This is a genomic window from Myxococcus guangdongensis, assembly GCF_024198255.1.
GTDB lineage: Bacteria > Myxococcota > Myxococcia > Myxococcales > Myxococcaceae > Myxococcus > Myxococcus guangdongensis.
Map to the genome: position 1 here is coordinate 162,095 of NZ_JAJVKW010000016.1, position 19,160 is coordinate 181,254.

Below are 19,160 nucleotides of genomic sequence, written 5' to 3' on the forward strand. Positions count from 1 at the left end.
ATGCAACCTCCACGGTGATGCGAGCGACGGCCAGGGTGGAACAGGACACACGGCGGGACGGCAGGCGCGTCCTCGTCATCGGCAGTGGTTTCGGAGGGCTCGCGGCGGCGGTGCGACTGGCCGCGCGAGGCTGGCGAGTCACCGTCCTCGAGCGTCGCGCCGTCCCGGGGGGGCGCGCCCATGCCTTCCAGCAGGACGGTTTCACCTTCGACGCGGGCCCCACGGTCATCACCTGTCCGCACCTGTTGGAGGAACTCTGGACGCTCGCGGGGCGGAAGCTCTCCGAGCACGTCGAACTGCGGCCGGTGACGCCGCTCTACCGGATGCGTTTCCCGGACGGCTTCACGTTCGACTACCACACGGACCGGGAGCGGATGCTCGAGTCCGTACGGAGCGTCTCGCCCGGGGACGAGGCGGGCTATCTGGCGCTGTCCGCCCGAGTGGAGCGGATGTACGAGGCGGGCATCGGTCCGCTGATGAGCGCGCCCGTGCCGCACGTGCTGAGCCTGGCGCCCTTCACCGCGGCGCTGGTTCGCGACGAGGCCTTCCGGACGATGTACGGTCTGGTGTCGCGGCACGTGAAGGACGAGCGGCTCCGGCAGGCGCTGAGCTTCCATCCGCTGCTCATTGGCGGCAGTCCGTTCTCGGCCGCGAGCGCGGTGTACACGTCCATCCAGTTCGTCGAGCGGCGCTGGGGTGGATTCTTCCCCGTGGGGGGAACGGGCGCGCTGGTGAGGGGGCTCGTGTCGCTGCTGGAGTCGCTGGGCGGCGAGGTCCGCTACGACAGCGAGGTGTCGGAAATCACCGTGGAGGGGCGAAAAGCCACGGGGGTCCGAGTGGGCTCGGGCGCGTGGCTCCCCGCCGAGGCGGTGGTGTCCAACGCGGACGCGGCGTGGACGTACCGGTACCTGCTCCCACGTCACGTGCGCAGCCACTGGACGGATGACCGCATCCAGCAGGCCCGTTACTCGATGAGCGTGTTCCTCTGGTACTTCGGCACACGGCGCCAGTACCCCGAGGTCGCGCACCACACGCTGCTGTTCGGTCGGGATTTCCGAGGCATGTTCTCGGGACTGTCGGGCTCGGGTCAGCCGTCGCAGGACCCGTTGCTGTACTTGCACCGGCCCACCGCGACGGACGCGGGGCTGGCGCCACCGGGGCACGATGCGTTCTATGTCCTGGCGCCGGTGCCGCACCTGGGCGAGGGCTCGAACTGGAAGGCGAGGGCGGAGACGTTCCGTCGCATGTTGGCGGAGCGACTGTCGCGCACGGTGTTGCCGGGGCTGGAGTCCGAGCTGGTGACGTCGCGGGTGTTCACGCCCGAGGACTTCCGGGATGACCTGCGCTCGTTCCGGGGCGCGGCGTTCAGCTTCGCGCCCACGCTGTTGCAGACGACGTTCTTGAGGGCGCAGGCGAAGAGCGAGGACGTGGACCGGCTGTATCTCGTCGGCGCGGGGACACATCCCGGCGCGGGCCTGCCCGCGGTGCTGTGCTCGGCGAAGATCGTCGATACGGTGATGGCGGAGGCGTGAGCCTCGGGTGCGGGCTCGCCATGGCGTGTGGTGTCCCGAGGAATCGGTGAGCGAGGCCGAGCGGGTGAGGTCTCCGCGCGCGGCACGACCCCTCTGGCCGCTGAGATGTCGCGGGGAGAAGGTGGGCTGCATGAGGACCCGGGCGATGCGTGTCATGGCCCATGCCGCGCGGAGGTGAATGGACATGGCGGAAGTCGAGGGACTCGAGCGCTGTCACGTCATCCTCAAGGCCGCGATCCTGGCGGCGAAGCCCGAGGACCGGCCCGCGATTCGGTGGGCGCTGGGCGGTCCGCGTCCCGTGTGTCCGGCGGCGGGGCAGGTGGAGCTGGGGTTGTGGTTCTCCTCCCTCGTGTCGCCGTTCCTCGCGGACCGCTTCGAGGAGGCCGTCGCGCACCGCATCGTCGAACGCGTGCGTGACTTCCTGGCGAAGCCGCTGCGCCTCACGCCACAAGAATCGATCTCACTGGGGCACGACAAGAAGCTGACGAGCAAGGCGGGGCGCGCCTATCACGCGCTCATCGCGGACTCGCGCTCCGAGGCCAAGGAGTCGGAGGCGCTCGCGGTGGCCCGGCGGACAGCCGGCGCTGCGGCGGCGCTGTGTCGCGGCAAGGACACCTTCGTGCACCTCACCGCCTCGGTGGCCCGTGTCGTGGATTACCTCGACGAGGAGCCCGTGCGCGCGGGGCTGAGCGTGCGGGAGCTGCTCGTGGAGCTGGATGCACGCCTCCTCCGGATGGAGTGCCAGGCCACCATCGCACCGCTGCTCGCGGGCCGTCCTCCTCCAGACCTCGAGGAGGTCCTGTGGCGAGGAGACGGCGGCAAGGGAACCGCGAAGCACTTCGTCGCGAGGCTCCGCGGCGGGACGCTCGGACTGGTCACGAAGTTGGGCGCGCGGTGGACCTGGATTGAGGGCGGGAAGGACGAGGTCCTCGCCTCCGTGCCGGACGCCTACTTCGAGGAGGCGACCCGCGCGGTCATGGCAGGTGACTGACTCGCGCGAGCCCATGCCTCGGAGACCACACGTGTCCCCGAGGCACCCCTATCGTCGTCGTGCCGCTACTTCCGGCGCGGCTTCATCGTGAAGCGCGGGTACACGTCGTTCTCGAACACCTCGCGCAGCTTCGGGAAGTTGAGCACCCAGCGCACGCCCAGCCTCCACGGCGCGAAGAGGGCGCGCGGTACGCGGGGGAACAGGCCCGGCAGCCAGTTCTCGTAGTTCTTCTGCATCTGGCTCACGTCGTAGTCCTCGCGAACGTCCACGCAGTAGGGCGGGTCGTTCGGCACGTGCCCGTCGAGGATGTCCCCCAGGCCCGGTGGCAGATACGTCGTGTGCAGCGTCATGCCGATGTCGAAGTTCTTGCTCCCCAGCCGGCAGATGGGGCCCTTGGCGATGTCCTCCGAGTCGAAGATCCACACCTCGTCCCCCGTCGAGTCCGGCGGCAGGTTCGGCGTGGGGTCCGACACCACCAGCGCCACGACGTAGCCCTTCCAGTACGGCACCATCGGCAGCTTGATGCTGGGCACGAACTGCGGCGCGAAGCCGAACCAGCCGGTGGGCAGCACGTAGCCATCGAAGCGGCCGGAGTTGATGAAGAACTTGAAGAAGCTCGCGGCCCGGCCCTCGCGGATGGGCAAGCCCTCCCGGTCTCCGACGATGGGCTTGTACATCTGGTAGATGAACTCGGGGACCATGTCCGCCGCGAAGCCGTCCGAGTTGAAGTAGATGGCGAGCTCGTCCTCCGGAATGCCCCAGTTGATGCCACCGGGAGGCTCCCCCCCGGGAGGCGGCTCTCGCGGAACCTCGTCCAGGTACAGCCTCAGGTTCGTCTCGAGCTCGCCGTTGATGAGGCCCGTGTTGGAGAAGACGGTGAGCCCCCACGTGTAGTCATCGTGCGAGTGCAGCTTCGACTCGATGGTCCGCCGGCGCATGTCGATGTGGTGCACGCCCAGCGAGCTGCGTGTCACTGGCACCGCGGTGGGCATGCCCTCCTGGTACGCCTGGGCCCGGTTCCCGTTGATGAGCAGGTCCCCCTCCCGGATGGTGTGGGAGAGGTCCTCGGTGGGCGAGTGCCCCGCGACAATCGTGATGACGTCGTTCGGGTTCTCGTAGCGCGCCGCGAAGTGCAGACCGCCACCTCCGGACTGGAAGCGGTACGCGGGGATTCTCGGCGGGTCATCGGGCAACAGCGTGCCGGGCGAGGGGCGCAGGTCCGAGCGCTTCACCACCCAGAACACCGCCTGCGGATAGGCCGGCTCGGACGTCAGTCGGCTCACCAGCCGCTGCAGCCGCGTCATGCCTGGCAGCGCGGACTGCACCGCGATGCTCCAGAAGTTGACCGGGAAGTTGCTGTCCAGCAGGACGACGTAGTCGCGCGTGACGGCGATCTGATGCAGCGACTGCGTCACCACCGGCTTGCCCGTGGCCGCGTCGATGAGCGACCAGTGGTGCAGCCGGTTCTCCCACGTGTCCCAGCTCACCAGGTGCGTCCAGCCCTCCCCGAGCGGCCACTTGGGCGCGTGATTCGTCAGGAACAGGCGCGGCTTCTGCCCTGCGCCCGGCGCCTCGGAGAGGGCCACCGGGTGCTCGAACGCGAAGGCGGGGTGCGCGGTGCTCTGCAGCAGCGGGAAGGCCCACGGGGTGCCGATGGCCGGCTTCCACTCGCGCAGGTAGCCCAGCGGCGTGTACGCCTCCAACGTCATCGGATGGATGGCCCACGGACGCCCCGCGTCCGTCGTCACCAGCATCATGTTCTCGCCCTGCACCAGGAAGGGCGCCGTGTTGGGGGCCTCCTGCGCGCCCAGGGCGATGGACACGTCCGACAGCGTGGTCTCGCGGAACTGATTGAGGTAGCGCGTGAGCGGCCCTCGCGACGTCTGGCCCTCGTTGACCGGCTCGCGCGCCACGTACGACGGCGTCTCCATGATGGAGGAGCTGAACGTCGCGCGGGCCCCGTCGAAGTCGAGCCGCAGCACCAACCCATCCGAGGCCAGCGCCGGTGAGCCCTCGGACACGCTGGGGCCGGCGACGAAGACGTGGCCGTGCAGGTCCGGTGGCAGCTTCCCGGCGAGCACGTGCAGCGGCTCGCGCGTGAAGCGCTCCCGGTTGGACGTCATCGCGTTGCGCGGCATCCCGGGTCTGAGACCCGGCGGGACGGCGACGCCAGGGTACGTCGTCCCATCCGGCAAATGGGGCGGCGCGGGGGGGGCGACTTCCTCCGCCGAGGGGGACGGAAGGGGAGACACGGCGCTTCGAGTCACATCAGGCATGACTCCTCCACGGGTAGGGAGCTGCGGAACAAGTCGGGGAACGGGGCCAGCACGGTAACACGTGCGACGTCCGCGACTCGCACGAGGTGGCACGTTCGCCAGGGGAGGGAGGGGGCGGGATGGTGTTCCGGCTCGTGGACCCGATGTGCCATCATCGCGACGCTCGGTGCGACCAACCATGAACCAACACGACATGTCTGAGCCGCGCATCATCGGCGGGCGATACGTCCTCGAGCGGGTGCTCGCGGGCGGTGGGATGGGCACGGTGTGGGTGGCGATGGATCCCAAGCTCCAACGCCGCGTGGCCCTCAAGCTCATGGCCGCCCACTGCGCGCCCACCCCGCACGCCTTGCGCCAGTTCGAGTGGGAAGCCCAGGCCATCGCCCGCTTCCAGAGCCCGCACGTCATCCAGATCCACGACTGTCTTCTGGAGGGAGACACCCCCTACATCGTCATGGAGCTCCTCGAGGGCGAGGACCTGGAGGCCCTGCTCAACCGCCGCGGCCGCCTGTCGCTCGCCATGGTGGAGCGGCTGCTCACCGAGACCTCCCGCGCCCTCACCGCCGCCCACGCCGCTGGCGTCATCCACAGAGACTTGAAGCCCGCGAACATCTTCCTTTCCCGGAGCGCATCCGGAGAGGTCGTGAAGGTGCTGGACTTCGGGCTTGCCCTGTTGACCCAGGGAGGCACGGCGCATCCGCACCCCGAGGAGGAGATGGCGGGGACGCCGCGCTACATGAGCCCCGAGCAGCTGCGGGGGCTGTCGCCGAGGCTGGACCACCGGTGTGACTTGTGGGCGCTGTCGGTGGTGGCGTATCGGGCGCTCACCGGACAGCACCCGTTCCCGCTGGAGTCGCTGCGCCAGTTCCGGCTGGGCAACGTGCCGCCGCCGCCGGTGGCGCCGTCCTCGCTGGCGCCCGAGCTGGGCACGGAGGTGGACGCGTTCTTCGCGCGGGCGCTGGACGTGGACCCGTCGAAGCGCTTCCAGTCCGCGCACGAGCTGTCCTCGGCGTTCAGCGCGAGGGTGGAGGCGGGGCGGCCCGCGCGTCCGGCCAAGGTGCTGGTGGTGGACGACGAGCCGGATGTCGCGGTGTTGATGGAGCAGGTGTTCCGCAAGCAGGTCCGACGCAACGTCTACCAGTTCCTGTTCGCGGCGGACGGCGAGGAGGCGCTGGAGGAGCTGCGCCAGCACCCGGACACCGAGGTCGTCCTCTGCGACATCAACATGCCGAGGATGGACGGGCTCACGTTCCTGTCGCGCATCGGCGAGGTGACGACGCTCACGCGCGTGGTCATCGTCTCGGCGTACGGGGACATGAGCAACCTGCGCACGGCGATGAACCGCGGCGCGTTCGACTTCATCACCAAGCCCATCGACTTCCCGGACCTGGAGGCCACGCTCGTCAAGACGCTCAAGCACGTGCGCGAGCTGCGGCGCACGGTGCGCTACACCGAGGAGAACGGCCTTCTGCGCATGTTCGTCCCGGGCGGCGTGCTGGAGCGGCTGCCGCCGATGATGCAGGGCACGGAGGCCATGGCCGGCGAGTGGGTGGAGGGCACCGTCGTCTTCGTCGACGTGCACGGCTTCACCCCGGTGCTCAAGGACGCGCCGCCCCCGGAGTCGCTGCGGCGGCTCAACGCCATCTTCGAGGCCATCGTCCCGGAGGTGCTCTCGCGCGGCGGCACGGTGGACAAGTTCGTGGGGGACGCGGTGATGGCCGTCTTCCGGGGCCCCGGCCACGTGGACCACGCGCTGGAGGCGTGCCTGTCCATCCGCCGGCAGCTGGAGGTGCTGGCCGCGCGGGGCGGCGAGGGCGCGCCGTATGCCCATGGCGTCTGCATGGGGCTGGACTCCGGCGACGTGGTGGCCGGCAGCATCGGCGCGAAGGCGTCGGGGCGGCTCGACTACACGGTGCTGGGGGACGTGGTGAACACCGCGGCCCGGCTCGCCACCCTGGCGCGGCGCGGCCAGGTGCTGCTCAGCGAGCGCACCAAGGAGCGCGCCCAGGAGCCCTTCGACTATGCGTCGCTGGGGCCCCAGGTGCCTCCGGGCGCCTCCGCGGAGCTGCTGGTGTACGAGCTGCTCCGGGCGGAAGGGGCGCGCCCGCCGGTGTCGGAGGACTCCACGCCGTACGTGCCCTCGGGCGGCCAGGAGGAGCCCGAGGAGGGTTCGCACGAGGCGGCGGGGCTGGTGGCGCTGCCGTCCCGATGAACAGGGACGGCGCGCGGCGCTTCAGCTGCTCTGGGTGACGCGCACCGTGGTGTTCATCTCCCGGCCGGTGGCCGGATCGCGGGCGCGCATGGTGAGGATGCCTTCGATGTTCACGTCGAAGGTGATCTCCACCTGCACGCCGCCGGCGCGGGCCTGCTGGATGCCGGAGAAGGTGAACTCACCGAGCATGTCGTTGCGCGCCACCATCTCGTGGTCGCCCTGGAAGATGCGCATGGCCAGCTCGGTCTGGTTGTCCATGCTGGTGGTGGCGAGCAGCTGCTTGGCGTTGGGGATGGGCGCGTTGCGCGGGAAGACGACGTGGAAGGCGCCGCCGGCCTTCTCCAGGCCGATGGCCATGGGAATCACGTCCAGCAGCTGGATGCGCAGGTTGGTGTCGTCCTGGAGCGAGTGCGCGTAGAGCGCCGCGCCGATGGCGACCGCCTCGTCCGGGTGCACGGCCTTGCTGGGCGCCTTGCCGAAGAACTTGGTCAGGCGGTCCTGGACAATCGGCATGCGCGTCTGGCCGCCGACCAACATCACCTGGTCCACGTCCTTGGTGGACAGGCCCGAGTCCACCAGCACGCGCGCCACCATCTGCAGGGTGCGGTCGACGAGGTGGTTGGTGAGCTGCTCCAGCATCTTGCGCGTGAACTTCATCTCGATGTTCAGGGGCTGGCCCTGCGACGTCATCGTGATGAAGGGGATGTTGAAGGGCACCTCGTCGCGCGCGGACAAGTCAATCTTGGTGCGCTCGGCCAGGTCCTTGATGCGCTGCATGGCCACCGGGTCCGTGGCCAGGTCGATGCCCGTCTTGGCCGCAAAGTCCTTGAGGACGTGGTGGATGATGGCGTTGTCGAAGTCGATGCCGCCCAGGAACACGTCGCCGCCGGTGGACTTCACCTCGAAGACGCGCTCGCGGATCTCGATGATGGAGACGTCGAAGGTGCCGCCGCCCAGGTCGTAGATGACGACCTTCTCCTTCAGGCCCTTGCCCACGCCGTACGCGAGCGCCGCCGCGGTGGGCTCGTTGATGATGCGCACGACGTCCAGGTCGATGAGCTTGCCGGCGTCCTTCACCGACTGGCGCTGCCGGTCGTTGAAGTAGGCGGGGACCGTCACCACCGCCCGCTTGATGGGCATCTTCAGGTAGTTGGACGCGACCTCGCGAATCTTGCCGAGGATCTTCGCGCTCACTTCCTGCAGCGTGAACTCACGCTTGCCGACGTCCAGCGTGACGTCGTTCTTCTTGCCCTGGCGCATGTTGTACGCCACGACCTTCTTCATCGTCTCCACGACATCGCTGCCGAATGGACGGCCTACCAGACGCTTGGCGCCGTAGACGGTGTTGCGCGGGTTGAGCTGCCACTGGCGCTTGGCCTCGTAGCCGATGAGCTCGTTCCCCTTGTCATCAATCGCGAAGATGGAGGGGATGGTGTACTCACCGCCCTTGTAGGGGATGAGCTTGACGTTCCCGCTGTCCTCGACAATCGCCGCGCACGAGTTGGTCGTGCCGAGGTCGATGCCGATGATGGGCTCCTTGTGCATCGTGTCTGGGCTCCGGGTGGCCACCGAAGAGAAAGGCTGGACCGTAGCGCACCCTGGCCCACCACGCGAGTAAGCTGACACCCACCTGGCGCCCTCACCGCGCCCTGGGTCCTGCAAAGCCCTGCAACCCCGCACCATGTCGGGCGAAAAGTGCACCTGGGCTACTCTCCTCCCTGGAGGACAGCCGGCGGCCCGAGCACGTGGGGTGGACGACACGAGGCCAAAGGGCCCTGGACTTTCCGGAGGGTGGGCGGGAAAGGTCGAGGAGCGCAGAGGACGGCCTGCGGCCCGCCGGCGGCGTGGCTAGATCAACGGACCTGGACGACGACGAGGAGAGCCACGTGGACGCGAAGGGGTATCTGCAGGAAGTGGGCTCGCAGGTGAACGCCGACTTCGTCAAGAACCGTTCGATCCTGTCCTTCGAGGAGTACCTGTCGCTCTTCTTGAACGACCCCAAGGCCCAGGCGCGCAACGCGGCGCAGTACCTGCGGGACGTGATGGACCACTTCGGGACGGAGACGGTGGCGCACCCGACGGGGAGCATCCGGCGCTTCAAGGTGTTCGATGCGCAGCACAACGAGCGCGACGGGCGGGTGGCGGGGCAGGAGGAGGTGCAGAACGCCATCTACCGGGTGCTCGGCAACTTCGTGCGCGCCGGCCGCATCAACAAGCTCATCTTCCTGCACGGCCCCAACGGCAGCGCCAAGTCCTCGCTGGTCAACGCGCTCAAGTCCGGGATGGAGACGTACTCGCGCCTGCCGCAGGGGGCGCTGTACCGCATCGCCTGGGTGTTCCCCTCGGAGAAGCTCATCAAGGGCTCCATCGGCTTCGGGGAGCGGGCCACCACGGGGGAGGGGGAGCTGACGACCTTCGCGCACCTGGACGCGGAGTCCATCGACCTGCGCATGCCCTGCGAGCTCAGGGACCACCCGCTCTTCGCCATGCCCGCGGTGGACCGGCGCAAGGTGCTGGAGACGGCGCTCAAGAAGAAGGGGCTGGGCAACGGTGACGGGGAGACGGGGGACTTCATCCTCTCCGACTACGTGCGCGACGGGGAGCTGTGCTCCAAGTGCCGGCGCATCTACACGGCGCTGCTCAACTCGTACAACGGCGACTGGCTGAAGGTGATGCGCCACGTCCAGGTGGAGCGCTTCTACGTGTCGCGGCGCTACCAGGTGGCCACGGTGACGGTGGAGCCGCAGATGAGCGTGGACGCGGTCGTGCAGCAGCTCACCGCGGACCGCACCCAGCTCAACGTCCCCGCGCCCCTGCACAGCACCGTCCTCTTCGAGCCCCACGGGCCCCTGGTGCACGCCAACCGCGGGCTCATCGAGTACGCGGACCTGCTCAAGCGGCCGCTCGAGGCCTTCAAGTACCTGCTGGGCTTCAGCGAGACGAGCGAGGTGCCGCTCGAGCCGTTCGTGCTCCAGCTGGACGAGGTGCTCATCGCGTCCTCCAACGAGAAGCACCTGGGCGCGTTCAAGGAGCTGCCGGACTTCGCGTCGTTCAAGGGGAGAATCGAGCTGGTGCGCGTGCCATACCTGCGCCGCTACCGCACCGAGCAGCAGATCTACGACATGCAGGTGTCCGCGACGACGGTGGGCAAGCACGTGGCGCCGCACGCGACGGCGGTGGCCGCGATGTGGGCGGTGCTCACGCGCCTCAAGAAGCCGATTCCGGACCGCTACCCCAGCGACGTGAAGGAGCTCATCGACCACGTCACGCCGGTGGAGAAGCTGCACCTGTACGAGGAGGGCGCGCCGCCGGACCGGCTCAGCCTGGCCAACACCAAGGAGCTGCGCAAGCTGCGCGAGGAGCTCTTCACCGAGTCGGACGCGTACCCCAACTACGAGGGGCGCATGGGCGCGAGCGCGCGGGAGATCAAGACGGCGCTGTTCAACGCCGCGCAGAACCCCGACTACAAGTGCCTCAACGCGCTCGCGGTGCTGGAGGAGCTGGAGGCCATCTGCAAGGACAAGAGCGTCTACGAGTTCCTGCTGCAGGAGGTGGTGGACGGCTACCATGACCACGAGGCCTTCGTGCGCGTGGCGGAGACCGAGTACCTGGACCGCGTGGACACCGAGGTGCGCGAGTCCATGGGCCTGGTGTCCGAGGGCCAGTACCGCGAGCTGGTGGAGCGCTACATCCAGAGCGTGAGCCACTGGGTGCGCGGCGAGAAGATGCGCAACCGCGTCACCGGCGAGATGGAGAAGCCGGACGAGCAGCGCATGCAGGAGGTGGAGGCCATCGTCATGCCCCGGGGCGAGGAGGCGGCGGACTTCCGTCGGGGGCTCATCGCCTCCATCGGCGCCCACCGGCTGGACAACCCGGACGTGGTGATGGACTACGCGCGCGTCTTCCCGGACATGTTCAAGCGCTTGAGGGACCACTACTTCGAGGAGCGCAAGCGCGTGCTGCGCAAGAACAAGGAGAACGTCCTCAAGTACCTCTCCGAGGACCGGGCGCAGCTGACGTCGCGCGAGCAGACGCAGGTGCAGAGCACGCTCAAGGCGATGGCGGAGCGCTACGGCTACTGCGAGCACTGCGCGAAGGACGCCATCCTGTTCCTGATGAAGAAGCGCTACGCATGAGGAGCGGGCGAGCGGGCTGACGGGCCTGCTCGGGCGCCTGCTTTCCATTGGTAAGCAGGCTCGGGAAGATGAGGGCGTCGAGCGAGTTCGCAGTTCTACGCGCATCCATCATCCCGGAGAGTCGATGACCCGCTTCCTCCTGGGCGCCCCCGTCGCCCTGCTCGCCCTCGCGTCGTGTGTCGGCGCCTCGTCCCCCCACGCGAGCGCTCCCGCGCCCAAGCCCGCCGCCGAGGTGGTGCGCGTGGTGGCGATGCCCGAGCCCGCGAGGCCGACCCGCAAGGAGATGGTGCGCCGCATCCTCCCGCACAACGTGCGGCTGCAGATCGCCGAGGGGGAGAGCGTGCGTCGCACGGCGTCCGGCGTGGTGGTGGGCTCGGAGCGCGGCGAGGACGGCGTGGTGGCGTGGGTGGTGACCAACGCGCACGCGGTGGTGATGGAGGACTTGAACGCCCCGGAGTTGCGCGTGCTGGTGGACCGGCGCGGGGACGTGGAGACACACGTGGGGCAGGTGGTGGCGCGCGGCAAGGTGCCGGAGATGGACCTGGCGCTGGTGCGCGTGCCGGGGCTCGGGCTGCCCGCGGTGGAGCTGGCGGAGGAGGCGGAGCTGGAGCCAGGCGAGGACGTCGTCGTGGCGGCGTCTCCGTTCGGCCGCGCGTTGTCGTTGTCCGGCGGCATGCTGTCCCAGGTGGAGTGGGACCGGGAGTCGCGGCGGCCGAAGCTGGTGAAGACGGACGCGCCCATCGGCTACGGCGCGTCGGGTGGCGGCATCTTCAGCCTGGAGACGGGCCGGCTGCTCGCCATCGTCGAGGGTTATCGCACCGCGCAGGTGGACTTCGCCGTGCAGCAGGAGAGCTTCAGCTTCGATGTGCCCATGCCTGGCGAGACGTTCGCCGCGCCCAGCACCAAGGTGCGCCAGTTCCTCAAGGCCCAGGGCTTCGGCCGGCTGCTCGAGCGCAGCCTGCCCGGTGAGGGAGGCGTCGCCCACGCCGCGGGTCGCTGACCCGCCTTTTTGTCGACAGGCGCCCCGTCCGCGCTACATCCGTCCCGCTCTTTTTCGTGTCACCCAGAGGCGAGCGCATGTCCGGACGGGTTTCGTGGGATCAGTACTTCATGGACATCGCGAAGCAGGTGGCCACCCGCGCCACGTGTGATCGCAAGCACGTGGGCGCCGTCATCGTCCGCGGCCGCACCATCCTGTCCACCGGCTACAACGGCTCCATCCGCGGGCTGCCCCACTGCGACGACGTGGGCCACATGATGGAGAACGGACACTGCGTGGCCACGGTGCACGCGGAGGCCAACGCCATCATCCAGGCGGCCACCAACGGCGTGGGCATCGACGGGGCGACCATCTACACCACCGCCAGTCCCTGCTGGCCGTGCTTCAAGTTGATCGCCAACGCGGGGCTGGTGCGCATCGTCTTCGGGGAGTTCTACCGGGATCCGCGCATCTTCGAGGTCGCCACCCGGCTCAACCTGGAACTGGTGGGCCTGGGCGAGGCCTCGCGCCCGCCCGCGTCATCGACCTGAGCGGGAAGCCCCCGGGCACACGCTCCGGAAGCGCCACGGGAAACGTCACCCGGACAACACTCGGGAGCCTGCGCAAGTAGGCGTCCCTGCTCGGGAATTTGCCGGTTCCGGCAAGAATTACCGACCCAGGGTTGACGTTGTGGAACGCGCTCCCTAACTCTTGGCCGCGGTGGGGTGGCGGCGGGGGAGGGAGACGAAAAACCCGAGGAGTTTCCGTTGGTTAGCTCGACGGCTGTGTCCAGCAGCATGGTGCGTGTCCAGGAGTCGACGGATCCGGTGGTGGGCGCTGCCCGCTACGGCGCCGTGCAGACGCTGATGGACAGCCTGCTGCACGACGTCCGCAACCCGCTCAACGCGATGGCCATCCATCTGGAGGTGCTGTCGGAGAAGCTGAAGGCAGAGACGGGGCAGGTGCCCCCGTCGCAGGAGAAGAACCTCAAGGCGCTGCGCGAGCAGATCCAGCGCGTGGACGGCATCCTGCGGCAGTTCTCCGACTTCATCGTGGCCAAGGGCGGCCCGGCGGGTGAGGTGGACCTGTCGGACGCGACGACGCGGGCGCTGGGCGTGGTGGCGCACGAGGGCCGCAAGCGTCGCGCCACGATGCAAGTGGCCGTGGAGGCGGGGGTGCGGGTGTGCCTCTCGGATACCTCGGAGCTCGGCTTCTTCGTCATCCAGGCGCTGCTGCGGGGAGTCCGGCGGGCGGAAGGTGGGGGTTCGGTGCGCGTGATGGTGCGCGCGGACGGCCCGGTGGCGGTGCTGGAGGTCGAGGACACGGGAGGGGACGGCGCGCCGGAGCTGGCGGACGCCGTGGCCGCGCTGGGGCTGCGCTGCTCGCAGCTGGGTGTGGACCTCCATGTCCGCGGTGGTTCCTGCCGTCTCATCTTTCCTCGCGCTTGAGGGCTGTACCGAGCAGCGGGCTTCTCCTTCAGAGTCATCCCCAATCCGCGTCACGACGCAGTACCGGAGGTCTTCATCTTGGGTAGCGCACGAATCCTGGCCGTGGACGACGAACGCGACACGTGCGAGGCGCTGGCAGAGATGCTCAGCACCTGGGGGCACAAGGTCGAGACGGCCTTCGACGGGCACGATGCCCTGCGCAAGGCCGGCGAGTTCCGCCCGGACGTCGTCCTGTCGGACCTGGCGATGCCCGAGACGGATGGACTGTGGTTGCTGCGCAACCTCAAGGAGGAGCTGCCGGACTGCCCGGTGGTGTTCCTCACGGGGCGCGGCACCATCGACGCGGCGGTGGAGGCCATCCGCGAGGGCGCGTATGACTTCATCGTCAAGCCGCTCGACACCGCCCGCCTGAAGGTCTGCATCGACCGGGCGCTGGAGAAGAAGGAGACCCTGCGCGAGGTGCAGACGCTGCGCCGGCGGCTCAAGCAGCTGGGCTCCTCGGACCTCATCGCCCAGTCGGCGGGCATGCGCAAGGTCATCGAGCTGGTGGAGAAGGTGGCCCCGTCCAAGGCCAGCGTGTCCATCAGCGGCGAGTCCGGCACGGGCAAGGAGGTGGTGGCGCGCGCCGTCCACAACCTGTCCCTGCGCCGCGACAAGCCCTTCATCGCCATCAACTGCGCGTCGATCCCGGCCACGCTGATCGAATCGGAGATCTTCGGCCACGAGCGCGGCGCCTTCACCGGCGCGGATCAGCGCCGTCCGGGCGTGTTCGAGCTGGCCCACGGCGGCACGCTGTTCCTGGACGAACTGGGAGAGATCCCCATCGACCTGCAGGCCAAGCTCCTGCGCGTGCTGGAGGAGGGCCGCCTGCGCCGGCTGGGTGGCAAGGTGGAGATCGAAGTGGACGTGCGCGTGCTGTGCGCCACGAACCGCGACCTGAAGCAGGAGATCAAGAACCAGCGCTTCCGCGAGGACCTCTACTTCCGCCTCAACGTGTTCCAGATCCACCTGCCGCCCCTGCGCGAGCGGCGCGAGGACGTGCCCATCCTGGTCCAGCACTTCGTGGACAAGTTCCGGGGGGACTCGGCCAAGCGCGTGTCCGGCGTGCACCCGGAGGCCATGGAGGTCCTGAAGAACTACGAATGGCCGGGCAACATCCGCGAGCTGCGCAACGCCGTGGAGCGCGCGGTGATCCTCTGCGACGGGGAACTCATCACCCGCGAGCACCTGCCGCCGGACATGGCGGGCAAGGGCCCGGAGCGGCATACCTTCCGGTTGCCATTCGGGTTGAGCCTGGACGCGGTGGAGCGTGAGTACATCCTGGGAAGCCTCCAGCGCAATGGCAACAACAAGGCGCGCACGGCGGAGGTGCTCGGGGTGAGCGAGAAGACGCTCTACAACAAGCTCAACCGCTACGCGGCGGAGGCGCGCACCCAGCAGTCCGGTCCCGGGGGACCGATGGGCGGGCAGGGAAGCGATGGTCCGCTGAGCGCCAGCAACCTGCTGGCTCGCTGACCTGATGGGTAGGAAATCCCCTCCGGATTCCGCGCTGTTGGAGCGGCTCGGAGACGGTGCGACAGGGGCCTCGGCAGGAGGGGTCGGCAGGGGCCGACCCTCCGCGAAACCCCGCGTCAATTCTTGACTTTTGACCTCTGGACAAGGGATTCTGCGGTCGCCTCCCACCCACAGGGAGGGCCCGGCCGTACAGGTCGACGCTCCGGGCGACTCCGAAGCCTTCAACTCGGCAAATCAGGAGTGTGCATCAGGGTGCCGCCGGGGGGGCACAAGGAAGGCCACAACGCAATGAGCGACGCGCGAGTTCTTCACTTCTTCGGCGGCAAGGGCGGGGTCGGCAAGACCACGCTCGCGGCGGCGTACGCGTTGCGGTTGTCGGAGGAGGCCCCGAAGGAACGGGTGTTGCTCGTCTCGCTGGACCCCGTGCGCTCCCTGTCGGATCTGCTCAAGAAGAAGCTCGGCGCGAAGCCGACGAAGCTCGTCGCCGGCAAGGGCGAGGGCGGCGTCTGGGGCCTGGAGCTGGAGCCGGCCGCGCTGCTCAAGCCCTTCCTCGCGGACTACCTGCCCGCGCTGAAGAAGGCCGCGGTCAAGGGCACGCACTTCACCGAGGAGGAGCTGGGCTCGCTGTACCAGCAGGCCATCCCGGGGCTGGAGGAGCTGGTGGCGCTCTTCCACGTGGTGGCGCTGCTCGACGGTGAGGATTTCGACCGGATCATCGTGGACGCCTCGCCCACCAGCCACACCCTGCGGCTGTTCGATCTGCCGGTGGGGCTGCGCAAGTTCCTGGGCCTGGTGCGCGCCGGTGAGAAGCCCACCGCGGCGACGGGCAAGGGCAAGAAGGCGCAGGAGGCGGCGGCCGCGGAGCCGGGCTTCCTGGAGGCGCTGGGACAGAAGGCGGAGAAGCTGCTGGCGCTGCTGAAGGATCCCGCGCGCACGGCCTTCCACCTGACGGCGCTGGCGGAGCCGGTCCCCGAGGCGCAGACGCGCATGCTCTTCCTGCAGCTGCGCGAGCGCGGGCTGCCGGTGACGGAGATCGTCGTCAACCAGGTGGAGGACCGCGAGGGTTGCCCCGCGTGTCAGGGGCGCCGGGGCCTGCAGGCGCCGCACGTGCGCAAGTTCCAGGCGCTGGACAAGACGGTGCCGGTCCACCTGCTGGGTCGCCGCGAGGTGGCGCCGCGCGGGCTGGACGGCGTGGGCCTGTTCGCCAAGGCGTGGGCGGGTGGCAAGGAGACGAAGGCGCTGGAGTTCGCCGCCGCGGAGGGCCCTCCGGCCCTGGTGCGCGCGCCGTCCATGCCGCCCATCGCCGCGCCGCCGCTGCCGCCCACGCGGCTCATCTTCTTCGTGGGGCAGGGGGGCGTGGGCAAGAGCTCCTGCGCGGCCGCCGCCGCCGTCACGCTGACGGAGAAGGAGGGGCCGGTGCTCCTCATCTCCACGGACCCCGCGCACTCGCTGTCGGACGTGCTGCAGAGCCGGCTGACGGACACCGAGACGCAGGTGAAGGGCACCAAGGGCCTGTACGCCCGCGAGCTGGACATGGCGGGTTGGTTCAACGCCCTGCGCAAGCGGCTCAAGGAGAAGGCGGAGAAGGCCTTCGAGGGCGCTCCCAAGGCGGGCAGCGAGGTGCCTGCGGATCTGCTGTACCTGCGCAACCTCCTGGAGTGCGCGCCGCCGGGCATCGACGAGCTGGCGGCGATGAGCGTGCTGACGGACGCGCTGGTGCAGGAGCGGTTCAAGCGCATCGTGGTGGACTCGTCGCCGGTGGTGAACTCGGTGCGGGTGGTGGAGCTGGCGGAGACGGCCAAGACGTGGCTGGGCGCGCTGCACACCGTGCTCAACAAGCACCGCGCCAAGGGCCTGGGCGAGCTGGCGGACGACATCGCCGGGATGATCAAGCACGCCAAGCGCTTCGAGGAGGCCCTGGCGTCTCCGACGGAGGCGCGCTTCGTGGTGGTGACGCGCGGCGAGGACCTGGCCGCGGCGCGCACCGAGCGCGTGGTGGAGTACCTGAAGGAGAAGAAGCTCCCGGTGGAGCGCATCCTCGTCAACCGCGTGGGCCCCAAGTCCACGTGTGAGAAGTGCGAGAACCGCCGCAAGCTGGAGCTCAACGCCGCCAAGGCCATCGAGAAGAAGCTGGGCCTGCCCGTCACCATGGCGCCGGCGCTCGGTCGTCACCCGGCCGGACTGCGCGAGCTGAAGGCGTTCCGCACCGCGTGGTACGCGCTGTCGCCGCCGGCCGCGAAGATCAAGGCTGCCTGAAGTCCCGCCAGGGCGGCCGGGTCCGCCTCAGGCGTCGCACTCGGACGGCGCGTCGGTGAAGGTTCCCCAGACGGGGAACGCCAGCGCGCCGGCCTCGGACAGCGTGCCCGTCACGGGCGCCTCTCCGCGCAGCCGCAGCTCCACCTGACGCCCCTTCACCGAGTAGGTGCCGGAGAGCTCGGAGCGGTGGGGCTTGCCCTCCGCGTCCACGTCGCGATTCCAGAGCGTCACGCGGCCCCGGGTGAGGAAGCGCAGGCCCCGGGTGGTGCCGTAGACGCCCACGCCCGGGCCGTACCAGCTCACATGGCGCAGGAGGAAGGGGACGTCGGCCTCCTTCTCCGGGACGCGGCCCTGCAGGCGCTGCCAGCCCAGCGTGTCCCGGATGCCGTCGAAGTCCGCGTCCTGTCGGGCGCGCGTCAGCCGGCGGGCGTCCAGCTTCACGGCCTGGGTGAGGTGCTCGACGATGACGTCCCGGTGGGCGCCGTACTCGCACACCTGGCCCTGCTTGCGGAGCACGCCCAGGGTGGCGGCGGCGTTGTAGCGGGGCAGGGCGAAGGCCGGGTCCTCCCGGACGGCGGCCTGGAACTTCTCCAGGGCCTCTGGATACTGGCCGGCCTGGTACAGGCGGAAGCCCTCGGTGTTGAGGGTCCGTGCGGGGGCCGGGGTGGGGGCGGCGCTCAGCGCGAGGACGAGCAGCGGCAGGGCATGAAGCATGGCGTCCGGAGGGGCGTGGGGTGTCCTGCACCGTGACACGGTGCGGTGCGTAAGTGCTTGCGCGTTGAAAGGTGCCATACCCTGGTGCTAGTTCCGCGCCATGGCAACCGGCATCAGTTACGCGCTCGACTTCGAGCGCCCGCTCATCGAGCTGGAGAAGAAGATCGATGAGCTCAAGGCGTTGTCCACGGGTGGATCCGCGGACTTCACCTCGGAGATTTCGAAGCTCGAGAAGAAGGCGAAGAAGCTCCAGACGGAGATCTTCAGTGACCTGACGCGGTGGCAGGTGGTGCAGATGTCCCGCCACCCCGCGCGGCCCTACTTCCTGGATTACGTCCGCTTCCTCTTCACGGACTTCGTGGAGCTGTGCGGAGACCGGCACTTCGGAGAGGACCCGTCCATCGTCGGCGGCTTCGCGCGCTTCGACGGCAAGCCGGTGATGGTGATGGGGCACCAGAAGGGCCGCAACACCAAGGAGAACATGGCGCGCAACTTCGGCATGCCGCGCCCGGAGGGCTACCGCAAGGCGCGCCGGCTGATGGAGCTGGCGGAGCGCTTCGAGAAGCCCATCCTCACCTTCGTCGACACGCCGGGCGCCTACCCGGGCATCGGCGCGGAGGAGCGCGGACAGGCCGAGGCCATCGCGGTGAACCTGGAGGTGATGAGCCGGCTGCGCGTGCCCATCATCTCCACGGTGGTGGGGGAGGGCGGCTCGGGTGGCGCGCTGGCCGTCGGCGTGGGCAACCGCGTGCTGATGCTCCAGAACAGCGTGTACTCGGTCATCTCGCCGGAGGGCTGCGCCTCCATCCTCTTCCGCGACGCCAGCAAGGCGGACAAGGCGGCGGACGCGATGAAGCTGACGGCGAGCGACCTGCTCCAGATGAAGATTGTCGACGAGGTGGTGCCCGAGCCCGCGGGCGGCGCGCACCGTGACCCGGCGAAGATGGCGGAGGCGCTGGGCAAGACGCTGCGCAAGCACCTGACCCAGCTGGCCGAGCTGTCGCCGGACGGCCTGGTCAAGGACCGCTACGCGAAGTTCCGCGCGCTCGGTGTGTTCTCCGGGCGTTGACCCACCGCTCGTTCGAGCCACCACTTCCAGGG

The 19,160-nt window shown here is 69.2% G+C and carries 13 protein-coding genes; 10 read left to right on the forward strand and 3 right to left on the reverse strand.

Translation table 11 applies throughout. The annotated features are described in order from the left end of the window. Nucleotides 1-35 precede the first annotated feature (35 nt). Nucleotides 36-1,532 carry a phytoene desaturase family protein gene (gene crtI / locus LXT21_RS37085; protein WP_323395489.1) on the forward strand — a complete coding sequence of 499 codons (1,497 nt, stop codon included), beginning with the start codon at nucleotides 36-38 and terminating at the stop codon, nucleotides 1,530-1,532. A 184-nt stretch (nucleotides 1,533-1,716) separates the two neighbouring features. After that, nucleotides 1,717-2,523 (forward strand): hypothetical protein, encoded by an 807-nt coding sequence (locus LXT21_RS37090; RefSeq protein WP_254042961.1) that lies wholly within the window; start codon nucleotides 1,717-1,719, stop codon nucleotides 2,521-2,523. A gap of 65 nt (nucleotides 2,524-2,588) precedes the next feature. Here the strand turns inward: LXT21_RS37090 and LXT21_RS37095 are convergent, their stop codons facing one another. Beyond that, nucleotides 2,589-4,646 carry a carotenoid oxygenase family protein gene (locus LXT21_RS37095; RefSeq protein WP_254042962.1) on the reverse strand — a complete coding sequence of 686 codons (2,058 nt, stop codon included), beginning with the start codon at nucleotides 4,644-4,646 and terminating at the stop codon, nucleotides 2,589-2,591. A 346-nt stretch (nucleotides 4,647-4,992) separates the two neighbouring features. On the opposite strand from LXT21_RS37095, the gene LXT21_RS37100 reads away from it, so the two are divergent. Continuing rightward, nucleotides 4,993-7,011, forward strand: coding sequence for a protein kinase domain-containing protein (locus tag LXT21_RS37100; RefSeq protein WP_254042963.1), 2,019 nt, complete (start codon nucleotides 4,993-4,995; stop codon nucleotides 7,009-7,011). Between the two features lie 21 nt (nucleotides 7,012-7,032). Here LXT21_RS37100 and LXT21_RS37105 read toward each other — a convergent pair whose 3' ends face one another. After that, complete coding sequence (locus tag LXT21_RS37105; protein WP_254042964.1) at nucleotides 7,033-8,556, reverse strand: Hsp70 family protein; 1,524 nt, start codon at nucleotides 8,554-8,556, stop codon at nucleotides 7,033-7,035. Nucleotides 8,557-8,897: 341 nt separating this feature from the next. Here LXT21_RS37105 and LXT21_RS37110 point away from each other — a divergent pair, with 341 nt between their 5' ends. The 6 genes from LXT21_RS37110 (at nucleotide 8,898) to LXT21_RS37135 (ending at nucleotide 17,345) form a co-directional block, all read left to right on the forward strand. Further along, complete coding sequence (locus LXT21_RS37110; RefSeq protein WP_254043004.1) at nucleotides 8,898-11,147, forward strand: PrkA family serine protein kinase; 2,250 nt, start codon at nucleotides 8,898-8,900, stop codon at nucleotides 11,145-11,147. A 124-nt stretch (nucleotides 11,148-11,271) separates the two neighbouring features. Next, entirely contained in the window at nucleotides 11,272-12,147 is an 876-nt protein-coding gene (locus LXT21_RS37115; RefSeq protein WP_254042965.1) for a S1 family peptidase, read from the forward strand. Nucleotides 12,148-12,224: 77 nt separating this feature from the next. Next, a complete protein-coding gene (locus LXT21_RS37120) occupies nucleotides 12,225-12,677 on the forward strand; it encodes a deoxycytidylate deaminase (protein WP_046713582.1) in 453 nt (150 codons plus the stop codon). A 246-nt stretch (nucleotides 12,678-12,923) separates the two neighbouring features. Then, on the forward strand, nucleotides 12,924-13,574 hold the full coding sequence (locus tag LXT21_RS37125) for a sensor histidine kinase (RefSeq protein WP_254042966.1): 651 nt from the start codon (nucleotides 12,924-12,926) through the stop codon (nucleotides 13,572-13,574). 78 nt (nucleotides 13,575-13,652) lie between these two features. Beyond that, nucleotides 13,653-15,089 carry an enhancer binding protein Nla6 gene (nla6, locus tag LXT21_RS37130; RefSeq protein WP_254042967.1) on the forward strand — a complete coding sequence of 479 codons (1,437 nt, stop codon included), beginning with the start codon at nucleotides 13,653-13,655 and terminating at the stop codon, nucleotides 15,087-15,089. Nucleotides 15,090-15,377: 288 nt separating this feature from the next. Then, nucleotides 15,378-17,345 (forward strand): ArsA family ATPase, encoded by a 1,968-nt coding sequence (locus LXT21_RS37135; RefSeq protein ID WP_254042968.1) that lies wholly within the window; start codon nucleotides 15,378-15,380, stop codon nucleotides 17,343-17,345. A 27-nt stretch (nucleotides 17,346-17,372) separates the two neighbouring features. Here the strand turns inward: LXT21_RS37135 and LXT21_RS37140 are convergent, their stop codons facing one another. Then, nucleotides 17,373-18,059 (reverse strand): hypothetical protein, encoded by a 687-nt coding sequence (locus LXT21_RS37140; protein ID WP_407667085.1) that lies wholly within the window; start codon nucleotides 18,057-18,059, stop codon nucleotides 17,373-17,375. 100 nt (nucleotides 18,060-18,159) lie between these two features. Here LXT21_RS37140 and LXT21_RS37145 point away from each other — a divergent pair, with 100 nt between their 5' ends. Next, nucleotides 18,160-19,128 carry an acetyl-CoA carboxylase carboxyltransferase subunit alpha gene (locus tag LXT21_RS37145; protein WP_254042969.1) on the forward strand — a complete coding sequence of 323 codons (969 nt, stop codon included), beginning with the start codon at nucleotides 18,160-18,162 and terminating at the stop codon, nucleotides 19,126-19,128. Nucleotides 19,129-19,160: the final 32 nt, after the last annotated feature.